Source organism: Pseudomonas sp. TWRC1-2, assembly GCF_049896685.1.
Taxonomy (GTDB): domain Bacteria; phylum Pseudomonadota; class Gammaproteobacteria; order Pseudomonadales; family Pseudomonadaceae; genus Aquipseudomonas.
The window spans coordinates 126,200-143,198 of the sequence record NZ_JAFCUU010000007.1 but is presented as its reverse complement, the minus strand read 5'-3'; the positions used below and the strand labels follow the sequence as shown (position 1 = coordinate 143,198).

The following is a 16,999-nucleotide window of genomic DNA, read 5'->3' as shown; positions in this document are numbered from 1 at the left end:
GCAATATGAACGCGACGCCAGCTGTTGCTGATGATTTGATCGTTATCGGCAAGATTTACTCTGTTCATGGCGTTCGCGGCGAAGTGAAGGTGTATTCCTTTACTGATCCGACTGAAAACCTGTTGCAGTACAAAACCTGGACGCTCAAGCGCGAAGGGAGTGTGAAACAGGTCGAGCTGGTCAGTGGACGCGGGAGCGATAAGTTCCTGGTCGCAAAGCTCAAGGGTCTTGATGATCGTGAAGAAGCGCGTCTTCTGGCCGGTTATGAGATCTGCGTGCCGCGCAACCTGTTCCCTGAATTGACCGACGGCGAGTACTACTGGTACCAGCTGGAAGGTCTGAAGGTTATTGATCAACTCGGGCAATTGCTCGGGAAAATCGATCATCTTCTGGAAACCGGCGCCAATGATGTAATGGTGGTCAAGCCTTGCGCTGGCAGCCTGGATGATCGCGAACGCCTGTTGCCGTATACCGAGCAATGCGTGTTGGCCGTCGACCTGGCAGCGGGCGAGATGAAGGTGGAATGGGACGCGGACTTCTAAGCGTGGCTAATTTGCGCATTGAAGTGATCAGTTTGTTTCCCGAGATGTTCTCCGCCATCAGCGAGTACGGCATCACCAGTCGGGCGGTGAAACAGGGGCTGTTGCAGCTCACCTGTTGGAACCCGCGAGACTACACGACAGATCGACATCACACTGTGGATGATCGCCCATTTGGCGGTGGTCCGGGCATGGTGATGAAGATCAAACCCCTGGAAGACGCGTTGGTTGAGGCCAAGGCCGCCGCCGGGGAGAAGGCGAAGGTAATTTACCTGTCCCCTCAAGGCCGTCAGCTGAAACAGGCTGCGGTCCGCGAACTGGCGAATGAGGAAGCACTGATCCTGATTGCCGGTCGCTATGAAGGCATTGACGAGCGGTTTATTGAAGCTCATGTCGATGAAGAGTGGTCGATTGGGGACTATGTTCTGTCTGGCGGCGAGCTGCCGGCGATGGTCCTGATAGATGCGGTTACACGACTGCTGCCTGGAGCTTTAGGGCATGCGGACTCCGCGGAGGAAGATTCCTTCACGGATGGTTTGCTGGATTGCCCGCACTACACCCGACCGGAGGTGTATGCGGATCAGCGTGTTCCCGACGTATTGCTAAGTGGCAATCACGCACACATCCGGCGTTGGCGTTTACAGCAGTCCCTTGGTCGGACCTATGAACGACGCGCCGATCTTCTGGAAAGCCGCTCGCTTTCTGGAGAAGAGAAGAAGCTGCTCGAGGAATACATCCTCGCGCGGGACGATAGTTAACAACGTATCGATGGTAGGTCCATTGACTTACCTTAGGAGCACAGCATGACTAACAAAATCATCCTTGCACTCGAAGCAGAGCAGATGACCAAAGAGATCCCTACCTTTGCCCCAGGCGACACTATTGTCGTTCAGGTGAAAGTGAAGGAAGGCGACCGTTCGCGTCTGCAAGCGTTCGAAGGCGTGGTAATCGCCAAGCGTAACCGTGGTGTGAACAGTGCTTTCACTGTTCGTAAAATCTCCAACGGTGTTGGCGTAGAGCGTACTTTCCAGACCTACAGCCCGCAAATCGACAGCATGGCCGTTAAGCGTCGCGGTGACGTACGTAAAGCCAAGCTGTACTACCTGCGTGACCTGTCCGGTAAAGCAGCTCGCATCAAGGAAAAACTGGCTTAAGTCCAGCTTCCCGATGCAGAAAAAAGCAGCCTACGGGCTGCTTTTTTGTGCCTGAAATTTGTCCTTTGCCGGTACTTGCCCATGACCACCCGCCTCGAAGAAATCCAGCGTCGCACCGACCTGTCCGTGACCCACGTGACCAAGGCCGTATTTCCGCCGACTACCAACCACCACAACACCCTGTTCGGCGGCACTGCCTTGGCCTGAATGGACGAAGTGTCGTTCATTACCGCCACGCGTTTTTGCCGCTTGCCGCTGGTGACGGTCTCCACCGACCGCATTGATTTCAATCACGCGATTCCGGCCGGTTCTATCGTCGAGCTGATCGGCCGCGTCATCAAGGTGGGCAACACCAGCCTCAAGGTCGAAGTCGAAGTGTTCGTCGAGAGCATGAGTGCCGACGGTCGCGAAAAGGCGATCCAAGGCGTGTTCAGTTTTGTCGCAATCGATGCCGACAAGCGCCCGGTGCCGGTGCTGCCAGGGTTTGTTGACTGATCCTGAACCGAGTCGCGGCCATCGCAGGCAAGCCAGCTCCCACATTCGATCGATGTTGATGATGCTATCAGGCAAAACACAAAACCCATGTGGGAGCTGGCTTGCCTGCGATAGGATCTACCAGACACTCCAGTAATCAGCCTGAGCCCCTATGCCCGCCATTGACCATCCTCTGATCGACCGCTTTCTCGACGCCTTGTGGCTGGAAAAAGGCCTGTCGGACAACACCCGCCAGGCCTATCGCAGTGACCTCGCCCTGTTCAATGGCTGGCTGCAGGAAAAAAACCTCGAACTGATCAATGCCGGTCGCGAGCTGATCCTCGATCACCTGGCCTGGCGCCTTGAGCAGAACTACAAGCCGCGTTCCACTGCGCGTTTTCTCTCTGGCGTGCGTGGCTTTTATCGCTACCTGCTGCGGGAAAAGCTCATCGCCGCCGACCCGACGCTGCAAATCGACATGCCGCAACTGGGCCGGCCATTGCCCAAATCCCTGTCGGAAGCCGACGTGGATGCCTTGCTCGCCGCGCCCGACCTCAGTGAAGCCATCGGCCAGCGCGACCGCGCCATGCTCGAAGTGCTCTACGCCTGCGGCCTGCGCGTGACCGAGCTGATCAGCCTGACCCTTGAGCAAGTCAACTTGCGCCAGGGCGTGCTGCGGGTGATGGGCAAGGGCAGCAAGGAACGCCTGGTGCCGATGGGTGAGGAGGCAATCGTGTGGGTCGAGCGCTACATGCGTGATGCCCGCATCGAGTTGCTCGGTGGGCGGCCCAGCGATGTGCTGTTTCCCAGCCTGCGCGGCGAGCAGATGACCCGCCAGACCTTCTGGCACCGTATCAAGCACCAGGCCAAGGTGGCCGGGATCGGCAAGGCGCTGTCGCCGCACACGTTGCGCCATGCGTTCGCCACCCACTTGCTCAACCACGGTGCGGACCTGCGTGTGGTGCAAATGCTGCTGGGGCACAGTGACTTATCCACAACCCAGATCTACACGCATGTCGCGCGGGCACGCTTGCAGGATATGCACGCCAAGCACCACCCGCGTGGATGAAATTGCATCCGAAACGGCCCAATTTACCCGCCACAGTCTGCCCTCCGGCCCAACTGTGGTAGGCTTTGCCGGTTAGCAAAGGGGACGGTCAGACTTTTGTTTGCCTTGTGTGTATGACCCCGTATTTTCAGATCGGTGTTCCACACCCGTCCCTGCATCTGCCTTCAGGAGTTCCCATGCGCTTGACCCAGATTATTGCCGCCGCAGCGATTGCGTTGGTTTCCACTTTTGTTGTCGCCGACGACGCCGCCGAGCAAACGATTCGCAAGAGCCTGGCCAACCTGCAGCTCGACACGCCGATCGAAAGCATCAGTGCCAGCCCGATGGCCGGCCTGTATGAAGTCAAGCTCAAGGGCAGCCGCGTGCTGTACGCCAGTGCCGACGGCCAGTACATCGTTCAGGGCTACCTGTTCCAGTTGAAAGATGGCAAGCCGGTCAACCTGACCGAGAAAGCCGAGCGCCTGGGCGTGTCCAAGCTGATCAACGGCATTCCAGTGGCTGAAACCGTGGTGTACCCGGCCATCGGCGAGACCAAGACCCACATCACCGTGTTCACCGACACCACCTGCCCGTACTGCCACAAGCTGCACGCCGAAGTGCCTGCGCTGAACAAGCTCGGTGTGGAAGTGCGCTACGTAGCGTTCCCGCGCCAGGGCCTGGGCTCGCCGGGTGACGAGCAGTTGCAGGCGGTATGGTGCTCGGCCGACAAGAAAGCCGCGATGGACAAAATGGTCGATGGCAAGGAAATCAAGGCGGCCAAATGCGCCAACCCGGTTTCCAAGCAGTTTGCCTTGGGTCAGTCGATTGGCGTGAACGGTACACCGGCCATCGTTTTGGCTGACGGCCAAGTCATTCCGGGCTACCAGCCGGCGCCACAAGTTGCCAAACTGGCACTGGGTGCGAGTAAGCAGTAATCGTCGAGCCTTTGGCGATCATGCTCCGCCGAACAGTCGGCGGGGCATTAATTGAGAGCCGCAGTTGTGCGGCTGTTTTTCACGGCCGACCTTGAGTCGGCCGTTTCATGGGGAGTTCTTCAGTGAAACCGGTCAAAGTAGGCATCTGTGGGTTAGGGACCGTCGGTGGCGGCACCTTCAACGTACTTCAGCGTAATGCTGAAGAAATTTCCCGCCGTGCAGGGCGTGGGATTGAAGTGGCACAAATTGCCACGCGTACGCCAAAGCCTCAGTTCCAAACGACCGGTATTGCGATTACCAACGATGTCTTCGCCGTGGCAACCAACCCTGAAATCGATATCGTCATCGAGCTGGTTGGCGGCTACACCGTGGCCCGTGATCTGGTGCTGCTGGCCATTGAGAACGGTAAACACGTGGTCACCGCCAACAAGGCGCTGATTGCCGTGCATGGCAACGAGATCTTCGCCAAGGCGCGCGAAAAGGGCGTGATCGTGGCGTTCGAAGCCGCCGTGGCCGGTGGCATCCCGGTGATCAAGGCGATCCGTGAAGGCCTGTCCGCCAACCGCATCAACTGGGTGGCCGGGATCATCAACGGCACCGGTAACTTCATCCTCACCGAAATGCGCGAGAAGGGCCGTACCTTCGAAGACGTGCTGGCCGAAGCCCAAGCCCTGGGTTACGCCGAAGCCGACCCGACCTTCGACGTGGAAGGCATCGACGCCGCGCACAAGCTGACCATCCTGGCGTCCATCGCGTTTGGCGTCCCGCTGCAGTTCGACAAGGCCTACACCGAAGGCATCACCAAGCTGACCACCGCCGACGTGAATTACGCCGAAGCCTTGGGCTACCGCATCAAGCACTTGGGCGTAGCGCGCAGCACCCCGGCCGGTATCGAGCTGCGTGTACACCCGACGCTGATCCCGGCCGATCGCCTGATCGCCAACGTCAACGGCGTGATGAACGCGGTGATGGTCAACGGTGACGCGGCAGGCTCGACCCTGTTCTACGGCGCCGGCGCTGGCATGGAGCCGACCGCTTCGTCGGTGATCGCCGACCTGGTTGACGTGGTTCGCGCCATGACCAGCGACCCGGAGAATCGCGTGCCGCACCTGGCGTTCCAGCCGGATTCGCTGTCGGCCCACCCGATCCTGCCGATCGAAGCCTGCGAAAGCGCCTACTACCTGCGTATCCAGGCCCAGGATCATCCGGGCGTGTTGGCCCAGGTGGCGAGCATCCTGTCGGAGCGCGGCATCAACATCGAGTCGATCATGCAGAAGGAAGTCGAGGAGCAAAACGGCCAGGTGCCGATGATCCTGCTGACCCACCGCGTGCTCGAGCAGCACATGAACGATGCCATCCGGGCTCTCGAAGCTCTTCAGGGCGTGGTTGGGCCGGTCGTTCGTATTCGCGTCGAACATCTAAATTAATTCAGCTGCAAGCGCCAAGCTGCAAGCTGCAAGTAAAAGCAGATCCGCCGTTACTTGCAGCTTGTCACTTGAAGCTTGAAGCCCAAACCGAAGGTTTGCCCCTATGCGTTACATCAGCACCCGCGGCCAGGCACCGGCCCTGAATTTCGAAGACGTTTTGCTGGCAGGCCTTGCCACTGACGGCGGCCTGTATGTGCCGGAAAACCTGCCACGCTTCACCCAGGAAGAAATCGCTTCGTGGGCCGGCCTGCCGTACCACGAGCTGGCCTTCCGTGTAATGCGCCCGTTTGTCACCGGCAGCATTCCGGATGCGGACTTCAAGAAGATCCTCGAAGAGACCTACGGCGTGTTTTCCCACAGCGCCATCGCGCCATTGCGTCAGCTCAATGGCAACGAATGGGTACTTGAGCTGTTCCACGGCCCGACCCTGGCGTTCAAGGACTTCGCCCTGCAGCTGCTCGGTCGCCTGCTCGATTACGTGTTGGAAAAACGCGGCGAGCGCGTGGTGATCATTGGCGCGACCTCCGGTGATACCGGTTCGGCGGCCATTGAAGGTTGCAAGCACTGTGAAAACGTCGACATCTTCATCCTGCACCCGCACAAGCGCGTGTCGGAAGTGCAGCGTCGCCAGATGACCACCATTTTTGGTGAGAACATCCACAACATCGCCATCGAAGGCAACTTCGATGACTGCCAGGAAATGGTCAAGAACAGCTTCGCCGACCAGAGCTTCCTCAAGGGCACGCGCCTGGTCGCCGTGAACTCGATCAACTGGGCGCGGATCATGGCCCAGATCGTCTACTACTTCCACGCAGCCCTGCAGTTGGGCGGCCCGGCGCGTTCGGTGTCGTTCTCGGTGCCGACCGGCAACTTCGGCGACATTTTCGCCGGTTACCTGGCGCGCAACATGGGCCTGCCGATCAACCAACTGATTGTCGCCACCAACCGCAACGACATCCTGCACCGCTTCATGAGCGGCAACCAGTACGTCAAGGAAACCCTGCACGCCACGCTGTCGCCGTCGATGGACATCATGGTGTCGTCGAACTTCGAGCGCCTGCTCTTCGACATGCACGGTCGCAATGGCGCCGCCCTGGCCGAGCTGATGAGCAGCTTCAAGAGCGGTGGCGGTTTCAGCGTTGACCAAGAGCGCTGGACCGAAACGCGCAAGCTGTTCGACTCCCTGGCGGTGGACGACGCACAGACCTGTGAAACCATCGCTGAGGTCTACGCCCAGACCGGCGAGCTGCTGGACCCGCACACCGCTATCGGTGTGAAGGCTGCGCGCGAATGCCGTCGCAGCCTGGATATTCCGATGGTCATTCTGGGTACGGCTCACCCGGTCAAGTTCCCGGAAGCGGTGGAGAAGGCGGGCGTAGGCAAGGCGCTGGAATTGCCGGAGCACTTGGCTGACCTGTTCGAACGCGAAGAGCGTTGCACGGTGCTGGCCAATGACTTGAAGACGGTGCAGGCGTTTGTCGGCCAGCATGGGAACCGTGGTAAGCCGTTGTAAGGCGAGCCGCGTAGACACGAACGCCGCTTTCCCTTCGTTGGGGCAGCGGCGTTTTTTGTTTCTGAAGGCCCGGTCGAGTGTTATGAAAACAGTTTTTGCGCGACCACTATCACGGTGCCGACGGCGGCATAGAAGCCTGTTGCGATAGCCACCGGGTACCAGAAAGTCTCACAGTTTATCTTCATGGATTCTGATTTGAGTTTGTCTTTTTCAGCCTGCATACGTGATATTTCGGCATAGATGAGCCATACATCGGCATTCATTTTCTCCATCGTTGCCTGTTGCTCTTTGTTTTCCGACATCGTATTTATCCTTCGCGATAAGGGCCTTTTTGACATGTGCTGTTGTCGGCGTAGCAGTGTGACCAGCGCTCACCGAGTATAGGAGTCACCTCGGGGCTGAGCTGTCGGGAACCTCAAAACGGTCAACCATTGCGTAAGCAGTTATGTGCGGCCGTTTTTTGCCTGTCATGTTGCAAGCGCATGCTGGTTCACGTCACTCCCTGACGGCCCCATAAAGACGATAAAGCGAACTTTCCTACGTCATAACCAGTCACTTAGGATAGATGCAGCTCCCGTTGAAACGATTGTTCCCGAACTATTGAGTGGTGATCGAGATGGAAAGTATCAGCCTATTGCTCGAAGAAGCACTGAGCCCTTATCAGGTGACATTGACCACCGCTGGTGTGCAAGACGAGTGCCTGGTGACCGTGAAGAACCCGGCCGGCGCCATCGTTGTGGAGCGTGAAGTCGACCGCGCGCAATTGACCGATAAACGCGTTCTGGTGGATTTGGTGGATTGCCTGCTGCGCGACCTGAAAATCGCCGAAGGGCGTCTGGAACCGTCCGTCATCGCGGCCTTGCGCAGCGCTGCCCAGGCCCGCAATGGCGCCCTTGCATGAAGAATTGTTTAACTAGGGAAACTTCCTACAGCATGGCCGGTCAGATTTTGTAACAGCAAGAGCAAACATTGTGCTCCGGTGTTTGTGGCTTGTTGTACTGGTCTTTGTAGGCCACGTTTAACCCCGAAGTGTCTCCCCACTCTTCGGGGTTTCTTTTTGCCTGCGATTTGCCCTGTGATGCCTCAGGGGGTTGGTGAGTCCTGGAAAAAATCAGGGTTGTCATGCAAGTACTGTTCACGCGTGACCGGGTCCAACCACGACGTGTAGGACTGCTGTAACTGCGCCTGTGGGATGTCGCGTAATACCTGGTCAATACGTGCCATGGCCTGGCGGCCTTGAGGCGTGTCCGAGCAACCGATATGCGTACGCTGATAAGGCGCTGAGCCTTTGATGGGATAAAACACCAAGTCTCGTGCGGCGATGCCCTGTTGCGTGGCGTGATAGCGGATTTCCGGCCAGTAGCCCAGCACCGCCTCCAGCCGCCCAAGACGTTGCATTTGCAGCAGACTGCCAAGGGCGTCATTGCCGTAATGCAGCGCCAGAATGTGCGGATCGGCGCCTTTTAGCTGTTCATCGATGACGGGGCCGTAACTGCGTTCGGCAGTGGCGCCGATGCGTGCTTTGTGGGCGTCGAGGAAGGCTTGCAGGTCAAATTGTTCATTGACGATAAAGGGCGCCATTGCCGCCTGCTGGCTTCGTCGAATGGCTACGCCGTTGCTCGCCACCGCAAACGCCTGGGCGGAAAACACAATGTACTTCGCGCGTTCCGGCGTCCACAGCAGTAACGGATCGCAGGTCAGGGAGTCAGCGCGCAGCATCTGGATGCCGCGGGCGCGATTGACGTGCATCACGGTGTGCCGGTATTGCGGCAGGCGCTCGCTGAGCACTGGCAGCAATTGATCCAATGCCCCTTGGCCTTTCTGTGGGCCCTCGAAGATGATCAGCGGCGGCAGGTCGCGCAGCAACCAGATTATCGTGTCCTCGGCACGCGCGGCGAGCGGCCATACGCCGAACATCGCGCCGACAAAGCACAGGGGAATGGACCAGCGTCTACACGGGCCAGCCATCAGATCGCGCCGCCCTCGCGCAAGCGGGTGATGGCCGCCGTGTCGTAGCCCAATTGGTTAAGCACCTCGCTGTTGTGCTCGCCCAACTGCGGCCCGACCCATTCACAACTGCCGGGCGTGTCCGACAGCTTGGGCACGATCCCCGGCATTTTGAAGTCCTTGCCGCCCGGCAACTGCGCCTTGAGGAACATTTCCCGCGCCAGAAACTGCGGGTCGCCAAGCATGTCTTCGGCGCTGTAGATGCGGCTGGCGGGCACCTCGGCCTGGTTGAGTTGCTCGACCACTTGGTCCAGGGGCAGCGAATTGACCCAGCGGTCGATCACGCCATACAACTCGTCACGGCGGCTGTCGCGTCCATCATTGCTCGCCAAGGTCGGATCGTTGGCCAGGTCCTCACGCCCAATCGCCGACATGAAGCGCTTGAAGATCGCATCGCCATTGGCCCCAATCTGCACATGCTTGCCATCAGCGCTGGTATGGATCGAAGACGGCGTGATGCCGGGCATGATGTTGCCGGTGCGTTCGCGGATAAACCCGAACACATCAAACTCCGGGATCATGCTCTCCATCATCGCGAAGATAGCTTCATACAGCGCCACGTCCACCACCTGGCCAAGCCCGCCGTTGACTTCGCGATGACGCAGCGCCATCAGCGCACCAATCACTGCCCACAAGGCGGCTATCGAATCGCCGATGGAAATCCCGGTGCGTACCGGCGGGCGATCTTCGAAACCGGTGATATAGCGCAAACCGCCCATGGATTCGCCCACCGCGCCGAACCCTGGCTGGTCCTTCATTGGCCCGGTCTGGCCAAAACCTGAAAGCCGTACCATCACCAGCTTCGGGTTCAGGGCATGCAGGGTTTCCCAGCTCAAACCGAGTTTTTCCAGTACACCGGGGCGAAAGTTTTCGATCAGGATGTCGGCGTCTGCCAGCAACTGTTTGAGAATCGCCAGGCCATCCGGGTGCTTGAGATTCAGCGTCAGCGACTTCTTGTTGCGCGCCTGCACAAACCACCACAGCGATGTGCCCTCATACAGCTTGCGCCATTTACGCAGCGGGTCGCCGCCATCAGGGGACTCGACCTTGATCACCTCGGCCCCGAATTCGGCACAGATACGTGACGCAAACGGTCCGGCGATCAGGGTGCCCAGTTCGATGACTTTCAGGCCGGCAAGCGGTTTGGCATTAAACGACATGAGGATCCTTAGCAAGCGTGGGGCGGTGGTGTGATGCCTTTTAACATAGGCGAGCGGCCCAGGGATAAGGATGATGCAACGCCGTATTCGTTGATTGACCTCGCCATCGGTTAGACTGGCCGCCTTTCCCTGTCTCTAGAAGCCCGTTCATGGCCCAGCCGTCCACGACCTACAAATTCGAACTCAACCTCACCGACCTTGATCGCTCGGTGTATGAGAGCGTCAAACAAACCATCGCCCGCCATCCATCGGAAACCGAAGAGCGCATGACCGTGCGCCTGCTGGCCTACGCCCTCTGGTACAACGAGCAACTGGCGTTCGGTCGTGGCCTGTCAGATGTAGACGAACCAGCCCTGTGGGAAAAAAGCCTGGATGATCGGGTTCTGCACTGGATCGAAGTCGGCCAGCCTGACGCCGACCGCCTGACCTGGTGTTCACGCCGTACCGAGCGCACCAGTTTGCTGGCCTATGGCAGCTTGCGCGTGTGGGAAGGCAAAGTGGTGCCGGTGGCCAACAACCTGAAGAACGTGCACATCGCTGCCGTGCCGCAGGAAGTCCTCGAGACCCTGGCCAAGGACATGCCGCGCGTGATCAAGTGGGACGTGATGATCAGTGAAGGCACGATTTTTGTGACCGACGATCGCGGCCAGCACGAAGTGCAACTGCAATGGCTGGTCGGCGAGCGCGGTTGAAATTGTAGGAGCTGACTTGCCTGCGATGCAGACACCTCGGTCTTTCAGCTATACCGAGGTGTTGCATTCGCGAGCAAGCCCGCTCCCACAGAAGCCGGTTCCTACAGTTGATCCATGTTGCTTTCAGCATTGTTGTTTAACCGTTGTACTAGAAGAGAAGCTTCCGTCGCCCCATGCGTATCGATCCTCGCCCGTTGCCCGCTGTCCTGCCGTTTCTCGGTGAATTGCCACCGCTGTTGACCCGTCTTTACGCCGCACGCGGGGTGCAGTCCGAAGCTGAGCTGGACAAGAGCCTGGCGCGGTTGATTCCCTACCAGCAGCTCAAGGGCATCGACGCGGCGGTAGACCTGCTGGTGACGGCCTTGGAGCAGCGCCAGCGCATCCTCATCGTCGGTGACTTCGACGCCGATGGTGCCACTGCCAGCACGGTGGGCACCCTGGGCCTGCGTTTGCTCGGTGCGGCCCATGTCGACTACCTGGTGCCCAACCGCTTCGAGTACGGCTATGGCCTGACTCCGGAAATCGTTGCGGTGGCGCTGCAGCGCGAGCCGCAGTTGCTGATCACCGTGGACAACGGCATTTCCAGCGTCGAAGGCGTCGCGGCGGCCAAGGCGGCGGGGTTGAAGGTGTTGGTCACCGACCACCACTTGCCGGGTGATGAGCTGCCGGCGGCAGATGCCATCGTCAATCCGAACCAGCCCGGTTGTGAATTTCCCAGCAAGGCGCTGGCTGGCGTAGGCGTGATCTTTTATGTGCTGATGGCCTTGCGCGCGCGACTGCGCAGCCTGGGTTGGTACGCCAACACGCCTCAGCCGAACATCGGCGAGTTGCTCGACCTGGTGGCCTTGGGCAGTGTCGCCGACGTGGTGCCGCTGGACGCCAACAACCGCATCCTGGTGCATCAGGGCCTGGAGCGTATTCGCGCCGGTCGTGCGCGGCCGGGCATCAAGGCGATTCTTGAAGTCGCCAAGCGCGACCACGCGCGCATCACCTCCACCGACCTTGGTTTTATCCTCGGGCCGCGCTTGAACGCCGCCGGGCGCCTGGACGATATGAGCCTGGGCATCGAATGCCTGCTCACCACCGACTTCGCCGCCGCGCGGGAAATGGCGGCGCAGCTGGACGGTATGAACCAGGACCGCAAATCCATCGAACAGGGCATGCAGCGCGAAGCGCTCGGCCAGCTCAAGGACTTGCCCGTGGAATCGATGCCTTATGGTTTGTGCTTGTTCGACCCGGAATGGCACCAAGGCGTGATCGGTATTTTGGCGTCGCGAATGAAGGAGCGGTACTTCCGCCCGACCATCGCCTTCGCCGATGCCGGTGACGGCCTGCTCAAGGGCTCAGGGCGCTCTGTGCAGGGTTTTCACATCCGTGATGCGCTGGCGGTCGTCGCCAGCCAGCATCCCAACCTGATCACCAAATACGGCGGTCACGCGATGGCGGCCGGTCTGACCTTACCCGAGGCGAATTTCCCCCTGTTTGCCGAAGCCTTTGACGCTGAAGTCCGTCGGCAACTGCGGGAAGAAGACCTGACGGGCCGGCTGCTGTCGGACGGCACCCTGGCGGTGGAAGAGTTTCACCTGGAACTGGCGCGCGCATTGCGGCATGCCGGGCCGTGGGGGCAGCACTTTCCCGAGCCGTTGTTTCACGGTGTGTTTCAGTTGGTCGAGCAGCGCGTGGTCGGTGAGCGACACCTCAAAGTGGTGCTCAAGAGCGAATGCGGGTCGGTGAAGCTCGATGGCATTGCATTTGGTGTGGACCGTGAGGTCTGGCCTAATCCGACAGTGCGTTGGGTCGAGTTGGCCTACAAGCTGGACGTGAACGAGTTTCGTGGAAATGAAACCGTGCAGTTGATGATTGCGCATATCGAACCGCGCTGAATCTAAACAACACTGCAAAAACAAATGTGGGAGGGGGCTTGCCCCCTCCCACATTTTAAGCCATGTAATACCTGGAGTTACTCGGCTTTGTCCTTGGCCTGATGCTTCACGATGATATCCACCAGGCGCTGTGCCAGCGCCGGGTAGTTCTCGTCAAAGTGATGCCCGCCTGGCAGCTTCACGGCTTCGCCAACAGCGGTCTTGTCGGTGCAGCCACTCTCGTCGACTTCTTCGGCGCCGTAGATGCACACCACTTTGTCAGCCGGCAGCTTGGCCATTTCCGGGCCCGTCGCGGCTTCTTTGCCGGCGTTGCCCAACCAACCTTCGACTTCGATCTCAAAGCTGCCGGTACGTGCGAACGCCAGCAGGATGATTGCGTCGACGCGCTGCTGTTCGTTTTCCGGCATGCGGTTGTAGATCGCCGGCAGTACGTCGGCGCCGAATGAATAACCGGTCAGCACGAAGCGCTTGGTACCCCATTTCTGCCGGTAGTGCTGCATCAATTCGGTGAGGTCCTTGGCGCTTTGTTCAGGCGTTTTGTGCTGCCAGTAGTAGCGCAGGGTGTCGATGCCCACGACCGGGTAACCGATCTTGGCCATTTCACCGGCGACGTCACGGTCCAGGTCACGCCAGCCGCCATCACCGGAGAGGAACAGGGTAACGGTGTCCTTGGCTTGGCCGGCCGGTACTTCCACCACGGGAATCGCCAGGCCGCCATTGTCCGAACCCACCAGTTGCTTGCGCAGTTCGTTGTTCAGCACTTGCGGGTAGTGGATGTCGTAGTCGCTGATGCTGGTCGTCGCGCGCGGGGTGTCGCGTACGAAACTGGCACTTTCATCGTCAGGGTTGTCGTTCCACGCCACCAGCCAATTGCCATGGGCAGAGGTCTTGGGCAGCGGGTCCTTACAGCCTTCCTGCACCAGGGCAAAGCCGACGGAGATGGCATTGGCCTTGTCGTCGTTCTGTGTGGCCAGCCAGCGCCAGGCGAGTGCTGCGCCAGGGCCGATGCCGCTGACCAGCGTCGCCGGGCCTTTGAGCTGGGCCAGGGCGCTTTGCAGCGCTTGTTCCTGCAGCTTGCAGTCATCCTTTGGCAGGATCACTTGAACGATTTGCGCGGAGCCGCCCTGGCTCAGAGCAATCAGTTGGCTATCGGTCAGGGTTTCATCGGCCATCACGGCCACGGCCACACGGGCTTTTGCCGAGCCGTTAGGCGTCACGCGGGTCATCACCGAACCGTCGGCCTGGGGCAGTTGTTCCAGGGTCGGTTGCGGGGCAGGGCGGTTCCAGTACCAGAAGCCACCCGCCGCGATCAGCGCGAGCAGCACTACAAAGGCCAATACATACCGCCAGGAGCGTCGAATCATCAGCGTTTCACCAATCCAGTCAAGCCGCCCGCAATCAGGGCGGCGGTATCGGCCAGTGCCACCAGCGGATCAAGTCCTGCGGGCACGGCCATATAACGGGGTTCCCAGTCAGGCTGGAACTTGTCTTTAAAGCGGCGCAAACCTTGGAAGTTATACAGTTGCTCGCCACGTCGGAACACCATCGAGCCCAGGCGTTGGGTCAGCGGTGCGCCACGGCGTGGTTGCAGGCCCGACAACGGCACCATGCCGAGGCTGAATCGGGCGTAGTCGTGGTTCTTATAATGTTGAATCAGGCCAACCATCATGAATTCCATGGTCAGCTTCGGCGCGTCCGGGTGCGCACGCATAAGGTCGAGACTGGCCAGGTCATGGTTGTAAGTCTCGAGCAGGTTGGCGAAGGCCACCGGGCGCCCTTCGAAGCGAATAATCGCAATACGAAAGTGCTTGAGGTAGTCGTCGCTGAAACGGCCCAGGGAAAAGCCCTTTTCCCGCACGTTCTTGCCGGTCAGCCAGGCATCGGAGATGACTTTGAGTTCTTCCATTGGCGCCTGGCCCGGTTCGAAGATCTCCAGGGACAGGCCGTCCCGGGTGCCACGGTTCCAGGTGTAGCGCAGGTCCTTCATCTCTTTGCCCTTGGCTTCTAGGTCAAAGCGTTTCAGGTCGACGCGGGCTTCTTCGCCCAGCTTGATCGCGGTCAGGCCGATGTCCATGTAGTACGGCAGGTTCTCGGCGCGTACCTGGTAAAACACCGGGCGCGCGTGATGGATGTCGCACAGGTCACGGAACTGCCAGATCATCTCGGCGCGCGGTTGGGTCGGGCCGATCGGGTCATACAAGGCCACCAGGCTGCGCCCGCGGCGGGCGTACATCAGGAAGGCTTCATCGTTGGGGTGGAATAGCAGCGCCTTGTCGCCGGTCAGCGCCAGGCCTCCGTCGGGCTGTGAGGAGGCCATCAGGATCTTGGTGGCGCGTTCCAGTTCGTCCGGGGTTGGCAGATGAATCACCGGGCGTGCGGTGCGCAGCAGCCAGGTCAGCGAGACGATCACCAACAGCACCGCTGCACCCAGCAGCGAGCGCAGGCCGCGGGGGGCGTTGGCGTCCAGGGTGAACTGCCACCACAGCTGGTGGCTGTACGGCACGTCTTGATAGGCAAACAGCAGCAGCCAGATCGAGGCGCCCAACACACAGACGCTGGCCACCAGGTACAGCGGCGAGAATGGCAGCTCGGTCAGGCGGCTGGCGCGGTAGAACGAGCGCCGGAAGATCGCCAGCAGCACGGCGGTCATGATCATCAGGCTGGCTTCTTCCCAATCGAAGCCTTTAAGCAGTGAGAGCAGGGCGCCGGTGAGCAGCAACACCATGGTCAGCATCCAGGCGGCCGACAAACGCCGACGCAAGCCCTGGGCGAGCAACAGGCACAGCACGCCGATCAAGCTGGCACCGAAGTGCGAGGCGTCAATCAGGCGGTGGGGAATCAGGAAGCCGATGTTTTCCAGGCGTGAGTCGATTTCCGGCGTTGCGCCGGAAAACAGCAGGACCACGCCGGACAAAAAAACCAGTACGGCCAACACCGGCGCGGCCAGGCCGGAGGCAACCCGCAGGCTTTGCTGCGTCTGGAACAGGCGCTGGGCCTCGTTGACCAGCAGGAACACGCAGGCGATCAGCAGCGGCAGCACCACATAAATCATGCGGTATAGCAGCAGGGCGGCAGCCAATGGCGCGGCGCCAAGCTTGTCGGCAAATGCCGCGAGCAGAATCGCTTCGAACACGCCAACACCGCCTGGCACATGGCTGAGTACACCGGCGGCCAGGGCCAGCAGGTACACCAGCAGGAAGGGGCCGAACGGCGGCGCTTCCGGCAGCAGCATATAAAGGACGGTGGCGGCAGCGGCTACGTCCAGCGCGGTGATGATCAGTTGCAGGAACGTCAGGCGCCGGCCCGGCAGGCGCAGGGTACGACGTCCCGCCTTGACCAGCAGGTTGTCTGGATAAGGTTGCTCCGGCAGGCGACGGCGATAAATGCCGATGCACAGCGCGGCGGACAGCAGCAGCACTGCACCGGCAATACCACCGAGCACGCCTTGCGACAGGTGCAGATAGGTCGATGCCGCCGGCAGGTTGCTGAGTGTGGCCAGTGCTGCCAGTGGCGGCAGCGCCGTACCAAGCGCCAGGCTGGCGAACACGGTCATGTGCGCCACCTCCGAAGCCCCGATACCGTGGCGTGCATATAAACGGTAGCGCACAGACCCGCCGGAGAGCATCGACAAGCCAATGGCGTTGCCGATGGCAAAGGCGGTGAAGCCACCCAGCGCCAGGGTCTTGGCCGGCAGTTTTACCCCGGCATAGCGTGCGCCGGAGAATTCATAACCCAGCAGAATGATGAAACCGGCGATGGCCGCCGCGAACGCACCCAGCAGGGCGGGTCTGGGCACTTCCAGGATCGAGTCGTGGAGCGCATACAGGTCCAGTTCCAGCAGTAAGTGTCGGCAGGCGATCAGGGCGATTGCGAACAGCAACAGGGTAACGGCCAGCCCGATCGGCTGACGGTATTTGCTCAACAGATCCAGCCAACGCAAGCGGGTGGGTGTGATCGGTTGTGTCGCTGTGACGGTGTCTTGTGGTTCAGACGAGTTGGCGCGCATCAATCACCTCGTGGATTGTGCGCGACAGGATGGAGGTATCCAGCCAAGTTACCAATCCCTATGGACAAAATAATTACAAATATTAACGCGTATCGCCGGGTGCGGCGACTGCGGCCATTGGTCGTAGAGGGTAATGCTTGAGCATTCAGCATAGCTTGCAA

The 16,999-nt window shown here is 59.9% G+C and carries 15 protein-coding genes and 1 pseudogene; 11 read left to right on the top strand and 5 right to left on the bottom strand.

The window, feature by feature from the left end; translation table 11 throughout:
• The first annotated feature begins 5 nt into the window (after positions 1 to 5).
• The 8 genes and pseudogenes from rimM (at position 6) to thrC (ending at position 7,090) form a co-directional block, all read left to right on the top strand.
• Positions 6 to 542, top strand: coding sequence for a ribosome maturation factor RimM (rimM, locus tag ACP7B3_RS20875; protein WP_003175898.1), 537 nt, complete (start codon positions 6 to 8; stop codon positions 540 to 542).
• Positions 524 to 1,297, top strand: a complete 774-nt coding sequence (trmD, locus tag ACP7B3_RS20870; RefSeq protein ID WP_177343966.1) for a tRNA (guanosine(37)-N1)-methyltransferase TrmD — start codon at positions 524 to 526, stop codon at positions 1,295 to 1,297. The genes rimM and trmD overlap by 19 nt, the downstream gene beginning before the upstream one ends.
• A 45-nt stretch (positions 1,298 to 1,342) precedes the next feature.
• Positions 1,343 to 1,693 carry a 50S ribosomal protein L19 gene (gene rplS, locus ACP7B3_RS20865; RefSeq protein ID WP_003175895.1) on the top strand — a complete coding sequence of 117 codons (351 nt, stop codon included), beginning with the start codon at positions 1,343 to 1,345 and terminating at the stop codon, positions 1,691 to 1,693.
• A gap of 81 nt (positions 1,694 to 1,774) precedes the next feature.
• A pseudogene (locus ACP7B3_RS20860) lies at positions 1,775 to 2,188 on the top strand (acyl-CoA thioesterase).
• A 151-nt stretch (positions 2,189 to 2,339) separates the two neighbouring features.
• A complete protein-coding gene (xerD, locus tag ACP7B3_RS20855; RefSeq protein WP_262209842.1) occupies positions 2,340 to 3,236 on the top strand; it encodes a site-specific tyrosine recombinase XerD in 897 nt (298 codons plus the stop codon).
• A gap of 176 nt (positions 3,237 to 3,412) precedes the next feature.
• Complete coding sequence (locus tag ACP7B3_RS20850) at positions 3,413 to 4,150, top strand: thioredoxin fold domain-containing protein (protein ID WP_145164137.1); 738 nt, start codon at positions 3,413 to 3,415, stop codon at positions 4,148 to 4,150.
• A 122-nt stretch (positions 4,151 to 4,272) separates the two neighbouring features.
• Positions 4,273 to 5,577, top strand: a complete 1,305-nt coding sequence (locus ACP7B3_RS20845; protein ID WP_106578313.1) for a homoserine dehydrogenase — start codon at positions 4,273 to 4,275, stop codon at positions 5,575 to 5,577.
• A gap of 103 nt (positions 5,578 to 5,680) precedes the next feature.
• Entirely contained in the window at positions 5,681 to 7,090 is a 1,410-nt protein-coding gene (thrC, locus tag ACP7B3_RS20840; protein ID WP_145164135.1) for a threonine synthase, read from the top strand.
• Between the two features lie 80 nt (positions 7,091 to 7,170).
• Here thrC and ACP7B3_RS20835 read toward each other — a convergent pair whose 3' ends face one another.
• Positions 7,171 to 7,392, bottom strand: a complete 222-nt coding sequence (locus tag ACP7B3_RS20835) for a hypothetical protein (RefSeq protein WP_426180572.1) — start codon at positions 7,390 to 7,392, stop codon at positions 7,171 to 7,173.
• A 314-nt stretch (positions 7,393 to 7,706) separates the two neighbouring features.
• Between ACP7B3_RS20835 and ACP7B3_RS20830 the strand changes: the two genes are divergently transcribed.
• A complete protein-coding gene (locus tag ACP7B3_RS20830; protein ID WP_426180570.1) occupies positions 7,707 to 7,991 on the top strand; it encodes a DUF3509 domain-containing protein in 285 nt (94 codons plus the stop codon).
• A 182-nt stretch (positions 7,992 to 8,173) separates the two neighbouring features.
• Here ACP7B3_RS20830 and ACP7B3_RS20825 read toward each other — a convergent pair whose 3' ends face one another.
• Positions 8,174 to 9,058, bottom strand: a complete 885-nt coding sequence (locus ACP7B3_RS20825) for a TIGR02285 family protein (protein ID WP_426180568.1) — start codon at positions 9,056 to 9,058, stop codon at positions 8,174 to 8,176.
• Positions 9,058 to 10,257: a CaiB/BaiF CoA transferase family protein gene (locus tag ACP7B3_RS20820; protein ID WP_145164131.1), complete on the bottom strand. Its 1,200-nt coding sequence runs from the start codon at positions 10,255 to 10,257 to the stop codon at positions 9,058 to 9,060. Before ACP7B3_RS20820 ends, ACP7B3_RS20825 begins: the two co-directional genes overlap by 1 nt.
• Positions 10,258 to 10,406: 149 nt before the next feature.
• Between ACP7B3_RS20820 and ACP7B3_RS20815 the strand changes: the two genes are divergently transcribed.
• Together ACP7B3_RS20815 and recJ are read left to right on the top strand one after the other, a co-directional pair.
• Positions 10,407 to 10,949, top strand: a complete 543-nt coding sequence (locus ACP7B3_RS20815; RefSeq protein ID WP_003193952.1) for a YaeQ family protein — start codon at positions 10,407 to 10,409, stop codon at positions 10,947 to 10,949.
• 173 nt (positions 10,950 to 11,122) lie between these two features.
• Entirely contained in the window at positions 11,123 to 12,832 is a 1,710-nt protein-coding gene (gene recJ / locus ACP7B3_RS20810; protein WP_426180566.1) for a single-stranded-DNA-specific exonuclease RecJ, read from the top strand.
• Positions 12,833 to 12,909: 77 nt separating this feature from the next.
• On the opposite strand, the gene ACP7B3_RS20805 is transcribed toward recJ, so the two are convergent.
• Positions 12,910 to 14,196, bottom strand: a complete 1,287-nt coding sequence (locus tag ACP7B3_RS20805; RefSeq protein ID WP_106578320.1) for a virulence factor family protein — start codon at positions 14,194 to 14,196, stop codon at positions 12,910 to 12,912.
• On the bottom strand, positions 14,196 to 16,838 hold the full coding sequence (mprF, locus tag ACP7B3_RS20800; protein WP_145164127.1) for a bifunctional lysylphosphatidylglycerol flippase/synthetase MprF: 2,643 nt from the start codon (positions 16,836 to 16,838) through the stop codon (positions 14,196 to 14,198). Before mprF ends, ACP7B3_RS20805 begins: the two co-directional genes overlap by 1 nt.
• Positions 16,839 to 16,999 lie beyond the last annotated feature (161 nt).

Coding starts and splice junctions, on each gene's coding strand:
- rimM (WP_003175898.1), top strand. CDS start 6: ATGAACGCGACGCCAGCTGTTGCTGATGATTTGATCGTTATCGGCAAG.
- xerD (WP_262209842.1), top strand. CDS start 2,340: ATGCCCGCCATTGACCATCCTCTGATCGACCGCTTTCTCGACGCCTTG.
- ACP7B3_RS20820 (WP_145164131.1), bottom strand. CDS start 10,257: ATGTCGTTTAATGCCAAACCGCTTGCCGGCCTGAAAGTCATCGAACTG.
- thrC (WP_145164135.1), top strand. CDS start 5,681: ATGCGTTACATCAGCACCCGCGGCCAGGCACCGGCCCTGAATTTCGAA.
- ACP7B3_RS20825 (WP_426180568.1), bottom strand. CDS start 9,058: ATGGCTGGCCCGTGTAGACGCTGGTCCATTCCCCTGTGCTTTGTCGGC.
- rplS (WP_003175895.1), top strand. CDS start 1,343: ATGACTAACAAAATCATCCTTGCACTCGAAGCAGAGCAGATGACCAAA.
- trmD (WP_177343966.1), top strand. CDS start 524: ATGGGACGCGGACTTCTAAGCGTGGCTAATTTGCGCATTGAAGTGATC.
- ACP7B3_RS20815 (WP_003193952.1), top strand. CDS start 10,407: ATGGCCCAGCCGTCCACGACCTACAAATTCGAACTCAACCTCACCGAC.
- mprF (WP_145164127.1), bottom strand. CDS start 16,838: ATGCGCGCCAACTCGTCTGAACCACAAGACACCGTCACAGCGACACAA.
- ACP7B3_RS20830 (WP_426180570.1), top strand. CDS start 7,707: ATGGAAAGTATCAGCCTATTGCTCGAAGAAGCACTGAGCCCTTATCAG.
- ACP7B3_RS20835 (WP_426180572.1), bottom strand. CDS start 7,392: ATGTCGGAAAACAAAGAGCAACAGGCAACGATGGAGAAAATGAATGCC.
- ACP7B3_RS20805 (WP_106578320.1), bottom strand. CDS start 14,196: ATGATTCGACGCTCCTGGCGGTATGTATTGGCCTTTGTAGTGCTGCTC.
- recJ (WP_426180566.1), top strand. CDS start 11,123: ATGCGTATCGATCCTCGCCCGTTGCCCGCTGTCCTGCCGTTTCTCGGT.
- ACP7B3_RS20850 (WP_145164137.1), top strand. CDS start 3,413: ATGCGCTTGACCCAGATTATTGCCGCCGCAGCGATTGCGTTGGTTTCC.